Source organism: Psychromonas sp. MB-3u-54 (assembly GCF_002836415.1).
GTDB lineage: Bacteria > Pseudomonadota > Gammaproteobacteria > Enterobacterales > Psychromonadaceae > Psychromonas.
On the sequence record NZ_PJBP01000172.1, the window covers coordinates 18,104 to 30,455 of the forward strand.

Annotated in this window: 10 protein-coding genes; 5 read left to right on the forward strand and 5 right to left on the reverse strand. The window is 38.4% G+C overall.

The window, feature by feature from the left end; all coding sequences use genetic code 11:
- Positions 1 to 840: 840 nt before the first annotated feature.
- From CXF72_RS14150 to CXF72_RS14175, 5 genes are all read right to left on the reverse strand, one after another.
- Positions 841 to 1,188: a hypothetical protein gene (locus CXF72_RS14150; protein ID WP_101039810.1), complete on the reverse strand. Its 348-nt coding sequence runs from the start codon at positions 1,186 to 1,188 to the stop codon at positions 841 to 843.
- Positions 1,189 to 1,193: 5 nt separating this feature from the next.
- Positions 1,194 to 1,394 carry a hypothetical protein gene (locus tag CXF72_RS14155; protein WP_101039811.1) on the reverse strand — a complete coding sequence of 67 codons (201 nt, stop codon included), beginning with the start codon at positions 1,392 to 1,394 and terminating at the stop codon, positions 1,194 to 1,196.
- 670 nt (positions 1,395 to 2,064) lie between these two features.
- The gene (locus CXF72_RS14165; RefSeq protein WP_101039815.1) at positions 2,065 to 3,438 is read right to left on the reverse strand and encodes a TRAP transporter large permease; all 1,374 of its coding nucleotides are present in this window, start codon (positions 3,436 to 3,438) and stop codon (positions 2,065 to 2,067) included.
- On the reverse strand, positions 3,435 to 4,040 hold the full coding sequence (locus tag CXF72_RS14170; protein WP_101039817.1) for a TRAP transporter small permease subunit: 606 nt from the start codon (positions 4,038 to 4,040) through the stop codon (positions 3,435 to 3,437). The genes CXF72_RS14165 and CXF72_RS14170 overlap by 4 nt, the downstream gene beginning before the upstream one ends.
- A gap of 66 nt (positions 4,041 to 4,106) precedes the next feature.
- Entirely contained in the window at positions 4,107 to 5,186 is a 1,080-nt protein-coding gene (locus tag CXF72_RS14175; RefSeq protein ID WP_101039819.1) for a TRAP transporter substrate-binding protein, read from the reverse strand.
- Positions 5,187 to 6,463: 1,277 nt separating this feature from the next.
- Between CXF72_RS14175 and CXF72_RS14180 the strand changes: the two genes are divergently transcribed.
- The 5 genes from CXF72_RS14180 to CXF72_RS14200 all read left to right on the forward strand — a co-directional run bounded on the left by CXF72_RS14180 (position 6,464) and on the right by CXF72_RS14200 (position 12,336).
- Positions 6,464 to 7,393 (forward strand): AEC family transporter, encoded by a 930-nt coding sequence (locus tag CXF72_RS14180; RefSeq protein WP_101039822.1) that lies wholly within the window; start codon positions 6,464 to 6,466, stop codon positions 7,391 to 7,393.
- Positions 7,394 to 8,005: 612 nt separating this feature from the next.
- Positions 8,006 to 8,866: an SDR family NAD(P)-dependent oxidoreductase gene (locus CXF72_RS14185; protein WP_101039823.1), complete on the forward strand. Its 861-nt coding sequence runs from the start codon at positions 8,006 to 8,008 to the stop codon at positions 8,864 to 8,866.
- Positions 8,867 to 9,106: 240 nt separating this feature from the next.
- Positions 9,107 to 9,511 (forward strand): hypothetical protein, encoded by a 405-nt coding sequence (locus tag CXF72_RS14190; protein ID WP_101039825.1) that lies wholly within the window; start codon positions 9,107 to 9,109, stop codon positions 9,509 to 9,511.
- A 102-nt stretch (positions 9,512 to 9,613) separates the two neighbouring features.
- Positions 9,614 to 10,216, forward strand: a complete 603-nt coding sequence (locus CXF72_RS14195) for a thiol:disulfide interchange protein DsbA/DsbL (RefSeq protein ID WP_101039827.1) — start codon at positions 9,614 to 9,616, stop codon at positions 10,214 to 10,216.
- Between the two features lie 1,244 nt (positions 10,217 to 11,460).
- Positions 11,461 to 12,336 carry an MIP/aquaporin family protein gene (locus tag CXF72_RS14200; protein ID WP_101039829.1) on the forward strand — a complete coding sequence of 292 codons (876 nt, stop codon included), beginning with the start codon at positions 11,461 to 11,463 and terminating at the stop codon, positions 12,334 to 12,336.
- Positions 12,337 to 12,352 lie beyond the last annotated feature (16 nt).

Genomic DNA, 12,352 nt, shown 5'->3' on the forward strand with positions numbered 1-12,352 from the left:
CTTTAAGCATCAGGTAGAAGAGGTAAAAACACTCTGCCAAAGGGAGTGGGCAAATCTGATCACTTAATTATTTCTTTTGGTATTATATAGGCATCAGTCAATGTCATCATTTCTTTTGTAATAACAAATGCATAGCTCGTAGGGTGCATTCCGCATTCTATGCACCGATTATCGCAGCCCTATTAATAGTAATTAAGTTTTTAGTACCCTGTTGTCATATTTCCAACGGTGCGGGGAAGCATAAAATTCATTATGATGATTTTCAAGTGCCTTTATTATTAAAGGATTTATAATGAAACATAACGTGCATAGATAATAAAGTTTAAATCCTAAAAAACTGCTACACGCCGAGCCTGAAGGCTCAATTCCGAAAACACACAAAAATTCCGCTGTTAAGTGACCGGCTCAGTTGGAGTCCCGACTTCAGGTGGGAAAAGTGATACGAGGATCAAAAAAACTAAGTTTACATTATTACATTCTAACTCAACCCCTTGTTTTAAAAGAAAGTTAACAAGAAAAATAAGTTCTCTTATTTAAGTCCGAAGACACTAGATATCCATATTTTCATAGAATCTCATTATTTCCTTTATGATTGCTTTTTCCGGCAGAAATGAAACGAATAGCACTCTGTTTATATCTATATTATCTGAGCCCTTCAGTATGGACAATATTATTATGGGTAGGGTGGTTTGCTGCTGTTGATTTTTGGCGGAACTAATTATGCCAACTAACCTGAGGGTTTAAAATTTAGATAAAAAGCTCAACAGACCCAAGGCAGTACAGCAAAAATACTAAGGTCTGAGGCAGGACATGCTCTGAAATGCAGTCAAAGTATGAAGGTTATCTTTTAAACAAAGAGAGTAGGATCGGAACTATTTTCAGCTCTACCGGGCCAAATCCCAGAATTCGAGAAACTAAGTCGGGACGCGACTGTGGAGCGATCAGAGCAATAACACGATCAGCTATTCGGAATTCGATCGTCAAATCGGTGAGCTGCAGACCGCCATAGACATTTTCGATCATCCGGGTACGCTGCCCACGATTGCTGAGCAGCCGTAAAATAGGGCGACCTACCCACAGACTGGGTAGCGTTACCGTCATGATTTCTTTTTCCGCACTCAGCAAAATTTGTTTGCCGCTCTCATCAGTCAACGACAGCTGGGCTGATACATTCAGTGGAGCGCTCATTGCAGCTAGCTCCCCTTGGAGGTATCCCGGCTGCTGATTTTAATAGCACCGTTAATTTTCCATTTGGCATGGGTAACATCATCACCGGTGCCGCTCGGAACAGAGATTTCCATGTCTTCGAACGCATAGGTAATTTCGGCGCCACGACCGGTCAGCTTGTCGTAAAGATCGATTGCCATATCAGGCCATGATTTTGGATCTGCCATAAAAACTTCCTTATAATGGGTGGATTATTGTTACTGCGGTGTCGGCCATCGACTTGATTAAGCCGAATTAACTATAAACCAAGTGCGAATGAAGTCAATCGCTGGCAATAAAAAACGGGCGAGCAAACCTTTTATTATCTTAAGCATGCCCACAGCTATTCGATTGGATTTAGCGCTGGTGAATAAAGTGCATAACGGATAAATCATTAAATTTAATGGCTGTCTTATTTGCGCAGCACTATTCATGATAACAATCGTACCTATTGCCGCTGCTTGCGGTGCATAGAACCGAGAAGATAATACCAATTCTAATAATTAACTCCCCATCTCGATTCAATCCATTGAACAGAGTGTTTGCACTCTTTCTAGCTCATTGATAAAAAAAACCCACGCCCGTGATAGGGGCCGGTTCAGCTCGCGGGGTGCTCGTAGGATGCGCTCCGCGCATCTATTACCGCTACTGACGGTGCATAGAATGTACCCTACCGATAAGATAATAATTTAATTTAATTTATTTTGGGATAATGTTGGTTATTGTGGGGAGTTTTATAGAATTAAAAAAGAATGATTTTTGAGGGGATGTAGATAAATAACAACAATAATAATTATAAAAAAATAGCGCTAGATTTAATGACTTAAATCTAGCGCTATAATTGCCTAAAGCTAACTATTATATCATTGAGTCAATACCAAAAAATTCTGGATAAAAGGCGAGAATACCTAAGACTACAATTTGTATAATTATAAAAGGTATTACGCCTCGATAAATTTGCATGGTACTCACCGATGGAGGAGCGACACCTTTTAAATAAAACAGTGAAAATCCAAACGGCGGGGTCAAAAATGACGTTTGTAAATTCATGGCTATCAATATTGCAAACCATACGGGGTTTATTCCTAAGGCTGCCGCTATTGGCACTATAATCGGCACTATAATATAAGATATCTCAACAAAATCGATAAAGAATCCTAAAATAAGAATGGCAAGCATGGTAAAGAGAATGAATGAAGTTTTATTATCACCAGGCAGATTATTCATAAACTCGGTAACTATCTCTTCTCCGCCGGTATAAGAAAATACCATTGAAAATGCAGTGGCTCCTATTAAAATAGCAAAAACCATTGATGTTATCTTTACCGATTCCTGTGCTGCTGTTTTTATCATATCGATTGAAAAAGTGTTATACATCAGTGCTAAACCGACTGCGCCGATTGACCCGACCGCTGAAGATTCTGTTGGTGTTGCAACGCCTCCAAAAATTGAACCAAGCACTAAAATTATCAGGGTGAGTGATGGGATGATATCAATAAGCGCTTTGTATACTTGTTTCTTCTTTGATCCACGACTCGGATCAGCAGGAATTGCGGGTGCAACATCTTTTTTAAGATATGAGACAATCAATATATAAATAATATACGCTGCAACCAGCGTTAGCCCCGGCCATACAGCTGCTTTAAAAAGATCGCCTACCGGTACTTGAAAAACATCCCCAAGAATAATCAGCACTATTGAAGGCGGAATTATTTGTCCAAGCGTACCCGACGCACAGATAGTGCCTGTGGCTAATTCTGTACTGTATTTATATTTCATCATAACCGGAAGTGAAATCACTCCCATCGCGACCACGGATGCGCCAACAACACCGGTGGATGCCGCTAATAAAGAGCCCACCAACACAGTTGATATGGCTATTCCGCCTCGAATCTCACCAAATAAAAAGCCCATGGACTCTAACAGTTTTTCAGCAAGTCCTGTTTTTTGTAATACTATTCCCATAAAAATGAACATAGGAATAGCCATTAAAATGGTATTTTGCTGTATTGCAAAGATTCGATATGGCATATAGCCAAACATGGCTACGCCTTCATCGAGTCCCTCCATGAGACCTGATATCAGCCCTGCATCAAATCCGCCGTAAGAGTAAATTTCGACAATACCCGCGATCATGCCAAAAAGCACAGCAACAGCCGCAAAGGTGAAAGCCACTGGAAATCCAATCAGTAACAAAAGAAGCGCGGTAAAAAACATTGAGATACCAATCATTTTGACTCTCCTTTTTTATCAGTATCTACAATATGGTGCTTATGTTCCTCAATATCATGCTTAATATCTTCAACTTCGTGTTTGATTCTATCCATTTCTAAGGGGTGCAATCCATTGTATACATTTAAATTTTTTATAAAAAAACCTACCGATGTAATAATTAATAAAAGAAATGAAAGTGGAATCAATGCTTTGACAATCCATCTGTATTGTAAACCACCGGGGTTACCACTTTGTTCCATGGAAGCATAAGCAGAAACTGCATTATCAATGGAACTGATGCCAACCAGTAGCGAGATAGGTAAAATAAAGAAAATAGCACCGAGCATATTTATCATCGCTTTCTTTCTATATGAAAGTCGATCATAAATTATATCTACTCTGACATGTCCATCCCCTTTTAGCGTATAAGCCACGCCCAGTAAGATAATCACTGAAAACAGATGCCACTCCATCTCCTGCATGCCAATACTGCTCATGTTAAAAACGTATCTTGTAATAACATCATAAAATACATTTAGAATCATTAGAACCATGGCAATAGAGGTAATGGCTCCAATAAAATCTGCAAATCGATCAAATAGTTTTTCAAGTTTTAACACAATAAAAATCCTTTGGCTTGCTATAAAAAATCCCCTTTTATAAAGGGGATTCTATTTCTCTTACTCTTACTGTAAGTTATCTTTTAAATAATTGTAGTCAGACATAATAGTCCACGCTCTCGCTTTTTTCTGGAAAGCAGTTTGTGAATCTATCACCTCTTTTAACAATGGATTTTCTTTCGTTATTTCAGCTATTAACTCACTATTAGCTTTTTTCATGGCATCCATAACCGGTTTTGGAAAAGTCATTACTTTAATATTTGGATATTTAGTATCCATCTCAGACAATGCCTCAGCACTCATTGCATAGTTTTTAATATACATATCATATGCGCTAAGTTTCATCGCAGTTTTCAAAATTACTTGTAAATCTTTTGGCAATCTATCAAACTTTCTCTCATTGACTAAATACTGCAGCTCTGTCGCTGGCTCATGCCAACCTGTATAATAAAATGGCGCTACTTTATGAAAGCCCATATTTACGTCCATGCCAGGGCCAACCCATTCCAGCGCATCAAGAACACCACGCTCTAGTGAAGTATATAATTCACCAGATGGAATGTTTGTAACAGCAACACCCAGTTTCGCCATTACTTCACCAGCGAATCCAGGGATCCTCATTTTGAGCCCTTTTAAATCTTCAAGTGAGTTAATTTCTTTTCTAAACCATCCTCCCATTTGATTTCCCGTGTTTCCACCAGGGAATGACAATATCTTATGAGGTGCGTAGGCTTTTTGCATAAGCTCCATTCCACCACCTTCATAGAACCAAGCGTATTGTTCAGGTGTCGTCATACCAAAAGGCATTGTCGTAAAAGGTAAGGTGTTAATATCTTTACCTTTCCAGTAATATGATGCGCTGTGTGCCATATCATATTGACCACCTTTAACCATATCAAAAACACCAAGTGCTGCTTTATGCTTATTTGATGCATCTATTCTGATAACTAGTCTGCCATCAGACATCTCTTCAACCATCTTAGCCATCTGGTGCGGAGCATCAATAAAGGGTGAGAGTGTCGGTCCCCAAGTTGTTGCCAGCTTCCAAGTGTAGACTCTCTCTGCAGCAAAAGAGGCTGTCGTGAATCCGGCTAACAATACAGAAGCTATCACTAGCTTTGTCGATTTATATTTTAATATATTCATCTTCCATCCTTATTGTTTTACTGATAGTATACGTACCTAAAATAGGCATTTACTTGATTAAAATTCGCACCAACCCATACTAGTTCAGAAGTTACCACAAAGCGCGAAATCAAGAATGCTCAGGTTCACAAAACTAAATATTAATTGATATGTATTCGCATTAAAATAAAAAAACGATGACAATTTTTTTTGCAATACACATTATTTCTATTTTCCTGCTTGTACTTCCTTTTATTCTTCCTGAAAATTATTTATCTGCTTTCGGCAAGCTTAAACTTGTAAGTCGTACCCTTGCCAGGTTTATAAAGCGGGCCTTCAAGCATTAAATGACCCATTTTATTAGCATTCAAGATCAGGTAATGACGAATTTATTCACGGCCATCCCCCTTTTCTTTAGTACAGAGTGTTTCTTTTTTTGTCTTCCAGCTGATTAATAGACAACAAATCATACAATGCAGATTGTAATCAAATCCGATTACCTTTGATGGGCAACAACGACTCACCACTTTTGCACACTATTTTAGCTTAGCACTTAACAACATAACCATTTGTTTATATTGCTATTTTTAATAAATTGCAATCTGCAACTGTCGACACGGTGAAATTAGAGCGACCTTTAACAATAGCCTCTGAGTCTCTTTCCAATAACCAAATCCATCTCCTAATCACTTACTCTACTTCAATAACTTTTGACATCCTTCGACCTAAAGAATGCAACTTCACGCGAAAATCAGTGATCGTTCATCAATATTGATGCCGTTCCTGATAATCCTTCTGCTTGATTTCTTAATGGCTATATTTTTCCTTTTCCGCATAGATTTTTAAATAAGTTACCCCCCTTTTTCTTCTCTGAGCAAAGATCCTGACAAATATTTCATGGAAAATAGAGAGCGGATTGTTTTCATCAAGCCAGTAGGAAATTGGCTCAGAGCTCCATTTCTCCTGAAGCTTAAAGGCGATTAATTTAATGAGACTTGTTCTTCTTTTAGCGATTGAGAGCTTTTAACTTGCGTTGACCTGCCTGACGAGAGGGCTTTCTGCTAAGCACAGGTTGACTGGCATTAAGTTTTTTAATATTTTATTTTGACTCAGACCTGTTATATTTGAGCGACTGTTTTTTCTACCGATTCAAGTTGTACACAACTTATTTGAATCTAAGAGATTAATTAAAAGCGAAAAAAACAATCGATGCGCGTGCTTTACTTCCTCAAAAAAGCCGCTCCTAAACAGCCCCTAGCAATAACAAAATATTCGCTTCTGAAAAAATTAGGATCAAAATGTTTGAATTAGCAACTGCCTTAGGGCTAAAGATACTACCGCTTTATATTACAATCGCACTGGGGTATCTCTTTTCACGTTATCTAAGAGGAGAGCGTGACGGTATAGCCTCTTTACTGATCTATCTGATTGGCCCCGTAGTTATTTTTATGGCTTCATACAAAGTGCAGTTAAATTTAGCTGTCATTATGCTGCCTATACTTCTTTTCCTCCTCAACAGCCTTTTGTCCCTTGGAACATTGAGAATAAGTAGAAACTTTTTCTCCGATAACACCAAAAATATTTTAGCTTTTTCGGCGGGAACTGGAAACACCGGATACTTTGGCATTCCCTTAGCCATTATGATTTTAAGTGAAGAGTTAGCAAATATTTATATTTTTACTGTGCTCGCATCCTTACTTTATGAAAGTACCGTCGGCTTTTTTGTGGTTGCAAAAGGTCATTACACAATCAATCAAAGCCTGATAAAAGTGGCTAAACTCCCCTCTATCTATGCACTTATTTTGGGATTAATTTTTAATATTTCACAGATTGAGTTAAATACAAATCTTCTTGATTATCTCGATTATTTCAAAGGCGCCTATGCCATTTTAGGCATGATGATGATAGGTATGGGCCTTAAAGGCCTGGCAAATGTCGGGATAGACAAAATGTTTATGACGTTTGCATTTACTATTAAATTTCTTATTTATCCACTCTGCGTTCTTATCATCATTTGGATTGATGCTTATTATTTTAATTTTTTTAATTCTGATCTCTATAAAGTAATGTTTCTTTTTGCGATTCCTCCCATGGCAGGCAATACCGTAGCAGTGGCATCACTTTTAAATGTTCACCCTCAAAAAGCAGCTCTGGCAGTGGTTATCAGCACAGCGATTTCTATTGTCACCATTCCGGTTATGATCGCCTTGTTTTTAGATACTTTTTGAGTATTGCTCGTCCTTCACTTATACGCGTATAAGAAGAATAAAAGCATTTTAGCCTAAATGGAAAAAGGCATGACATAAAATTTCCGTTTATATTGTTAGCCTCAAGTTGTTTAACTGCTTGAGGCTTTTTTATAGAAGTTTAAAATTAATGGGTTATATTACTAATCTTTGAGTCCCGTTATTATCACAGGTAATAAAACCAGCTAAAATTAACATTGAAACTTGCAGCAGTGAGGCCAACGTATTACAAAGCCAGTTTTTATCGGGAAAATCCCCGTTTAAATTAATATTTGGAAGATTTGTCCTGCTTTACAATCTGATTACTTTATTCATTCTTTTAATATCAAGTGATCGGATTTACTCTTCAACAACTTCCTATAATGGCCATTTAATAAGTTGTATTTGACAGGTTATAATGAAAATCGGTTGTCCTGTCTTTCTGATTGGCGAATGAACAATAACTTTATTACTTATCTCCTTAATCATAAATAATTCTTTAAGAGACTTTTGAGCAGCCCAGCGCTAAGGTCAAGAGCATTCAGTCAATTGATTAAGAGGTCTAAATTAAATCCCTTACAATCTATTTACCCTATTAAATTGAGAGTCTTACACATGACAACACACTCACCTTCTACGACTAAAATCCTAATCACAGGTTGCTCAACGGGCATCGGTTATCATTGTGCCAAACACCTACAATCAATGGGCTATCAGGTGATTGCGACTTGTCGAAAACAGAAAGATGTCAGGAGATTGAACGATCAAGGCCTTACTTGTTTGCAACTCGATTTAGCAGATAGCCAATCAATCAAATCAGCGTTAGGGCAAGTTCTTTTAGAAACCCAAGGAAAAATCGACCTGTTATTTAACAATGGCGCATTCGGTCTACCGGGTGCCGTTGAAGATTTAAGCCGTGAAGCGATGGAGTATCAGTTTCAAACCAATGTGTTTGGTACTCAGGAATTGACCAATTTGGTTGTGCCTATTATGCGCAAGCAAGGTGGCGGAAAAATTATTTATAACAGCTCTATTTTAGGCTTTGCAGCAATGCAGTATCGTGGTGCATACAATGCCAGCAAATTTGCAATTGAAGGCTTTGCGGACACCTTAAGGCTTGAAGTTAAAAAAGATAATATTAAAGTGAGTTTAATTGAACCAGGAGCGATTATTTCTGATTTCAGAAAAAATGCCTTTGAGCAGTTTAAGCGTTGGATGCCTGAGCAAGGCAGCGCCCATCAAAGCAGTTATGAAGCCATGGTCGCTCGTTTAGAAACCGTTGGACCAAGCGCCCCCTTTACGCTAGGGCCTGAAGCCGTGACCAAATGTGTGCTGCATGTTTTACAAAAATCAAAGCCTAAAATTCGCTATAGAGTTACCGTACCCACTATCGCTTTTGCGTTGTTAAAGCGATTTTTACCGAACCGACTTTTAGATGTTCTACTTATTAAAGCGGGTGGAAACGGTAAACGTTAGTCTGCAAACGTAAATCATGGACATCCATTAAATTATGGACATAAATGGACGCTCCACATCTGTCCAGCTGTTATGGTAGAAGTTTAAAATTATTGCTAACCTCAAAATGTTGTTCTGTCGGCAAGTGAAAACACTTTAATCTTTTTATAAGATTAGATATTATAAGTCATAATAGCTAAAGCCTTCTTTGTTGAAGGCTTTTTAACTCTCATTTTCTATCCGTATTACAAGTGTGAATTGATGTTGTTTTTTCGTCGTAATCTATTTATTTGTTATCTGCTTGTAGTTGCCCTGCTAACATCTGTATTTGCTGTTGGATCAGCTAATAATTTTACTTATCCCAATGTTAGTAGTGCTTCCTTATTAAAAATAACCACACCAATACTCGCTTGTAAATACTATAATAAATTAGAAATCAGACAAAAATGTCGACAGGCATGGTATGACGTTATTAAAGCCATCAATATTAATTCAAAAACGCCCCAGAATTGCGAGCGCTTAATCAACGTTGTTACTCTATTTCCGGCAACAGCAGTTGCAAAACTGCACAAAGCACAGGCATTCTCTCGAGCATTAATTACAGAGGAGACAATGGGAAACCCACACTCATTCTCTGAAATATTATACCGCCCTCCAATCGGTTAACTTCTCCATTTTAAGAAATCTAATATGCTCACCAATCGGGAGCAAATCTCTGATTTGAAGAGATCGTAATAAAAAACACCAATACTTTGAGAGACAATAACCATGAAAAAAAATTTCGCACTCATTATCACTCTGCTGCTTAGCTTTGCAGCACACGCAGCTCAGTTTACAGAAGGCCAACAATATCAGGTACTCGATACTCAACCCTCTTCTCAGCCTGAAGTGACTGAATACTTTTCCTTCTTCTGTCCCCACTGTAACAAATTTGAACCTTTTATCAGACAGGTAAAAGAGCGGCTTCCTGAGAATGCTAAATTACAGAAGACGCACGTTTCATTTATGGGTGGCAGCATGGGCGTACCAATGGCAAAAGCTTATGCCACTATGGTTGTCCTGGAAGTCGAAGAAAAGATGATTCCTGTTATGTTTAGACAGATTCATGATCTTAACCAGACACCTCGTAATGAGAAAGAATTGCGCCAAATATTTATTGATAACGGTGTTGAAGCATCGAAATTTGATGCGGCCTTCAATGGTTTCGTGGTTGATTCGATGCAGAGACGCTTTGATAAAGATTTCAAAAATGCGGGGTTAAGAGGTGTTCCAGCAGTTATTGTGAACAATAAGTACCATCTTACTCCAGATAAAAGCATTAACTCTCAAGATAAGTATATGGCGTTGGTTAACTTCTTACTGAATAAATAACACCGGGCTGAGAAAGCTAGATGCACCGGTAAATTATATGGTGTATATGGCGTTGGTTAACTTCTTACTGAAGAAATAACACCGGTCTGAGAAAGCGAGATGCGCCGGTAAATAATATGGTGTATATGGCGTTGGTTAACTTCTTACTGAAGAAATAACACCGGGCTGAGAAAGCTAGATGCACCGGTAAATAATATGGTGTAGCTGCTGTTTTTAAACGTAGTTTTTAAGGCGGTCTTTAAACGCAATTATAAAGCGATTTAAGGCCGCTTTCCATTTCTTTGCGGCATCCATCTCAGCTAGATGTATTATTAATTGCAGACATCCATTAATTACAATGGCTAAACAATCATCAATTGCGGTCCAACTATTATTTTATTAGCTATCTGAATTTAGAATGCAATCGAATTAGGTACATCTCCAGTTTTTATAAATAGTTTGGAGTTATGAACGGTATAGGACATTAAGCATTATGTGTTATACGTCAGCCTAGCATAATAAATAACCCTCTGTTTTAATTGATCTTTTTTCTGTTGCAAAAGCATAATGACGGGAAGAATGAAGAAAAAAAAACAAAACACACTCGAACGAACTTTTACGCCAAGCAGTACGAGTATTATATTATCGTCCTACAGCGCTTTAGAACGCCTTAAATTACTTATATAACGACTCTTATAATAGCGTTTTTAATAATGCTAAAAAGCCCGGTAAGCATTAACAAACAACTTATCACCGAGCAGCCCCTCTTTACCCTAGCAGCGGCACTGACCGTTCCTATTTAGAATCAAAATTCGAGCTATTGCCTTTTACTAACCGCGATAGAAAAAAACAAATAAAACATGAAAAATAGATAAAACATACATGAAAAACAATAAGATGCAAAAACCCCCGAGGATTATCCAGCAACACTAAAAGAGCAATAACAATATCCGGAGGTACAAATATTCAGTCTTTTATGCCAAATAGAAAGTGCATAAAAATATACCCCTTACCTAAAAATCCACAACGCAGGGGGACATGTATTAACCAAGTCTGCAAGGACAGGATTGCAGGTAATCTCAAGTGTTTCGACACAAACAACTCAATCTTCTACACAAACAACTCAATCTTCTAATTAGAACACAAACATGCTCGAACGCTCACTTTTAGGCCTTGTACGTTTCATAAATGTTAAAATAACGTACATTTGCGCAATCTAAAAAAGTATCAATCTAAAATAAATGTTACATACCAAGGAATGGATTATGACCGAAAATAAACAACATACACTACTGGGGCAATGCATAGCCGAATTTATCGGAACAGGACTGCTGATATTTTTTGGTGTCGGCTGTGTTGCGGCGCTGGTATTAACAGGAGCAAGTTTTGGCCAATGGGAAATCAGTATTATGTGGGGTATGGGCGTTGCAATTGCTATTTACTGTACTGCTGGTGTTTCTGGTGCGCACATTAATCCTGCAGTTACCATTGCACTGGCAGCTTTTCACGGTTTTGAAAAAAGAAAAGTCCTGCCTTATATAATTGCACAGCTGGCAGGCGCATTTTGTTCTGCCGCTTTAATTTATGCTTTATACAGCAACCTGTTTACTGATTACGAAATAGCCCACGGCTTTTTACGCAGTAGTGAAGCCGCGTTATCAACTGCCGGTATTTTCTCAACCTACCCGCATCCGTCATTATCTATATTGGGTGCATTTTCAGTTGAATTTGTTATTACTGCCGTACTTATGTTTGCTATTTTAGCGCTCGGCGATGAAAGCAACGGTGCACCGCGCGGTGCAATGACCCCTATTCTGGTAGGCCTTGTCGTTGCGGTTATCGGTGGTTCTTTAGGCCCGCTAACAGGCTTTGCGATGAATCCGGCGCGTGATTTTGGCCCGAAGTTATTTGCTTACTTTGCAGGCTGGGATTTTGCTTTGAGCGGTGCAAAAGATATTCCTTACTTTATTGTCCCTATTTTAGCCCCTATCTTTGGTGCATGTTTCGGCGGCTGGGCTTATCCGAAACTGATTGCACAATATTTACCAGGTGCAGGTCACGGCTGCACTATTCCAAACCTGTGTGACGATGACGAAGCACAAGCAAGTGAAGGCCTAGTAGAGGCAAAAGCAGAAGCATAGTCATAGACGTTTAATT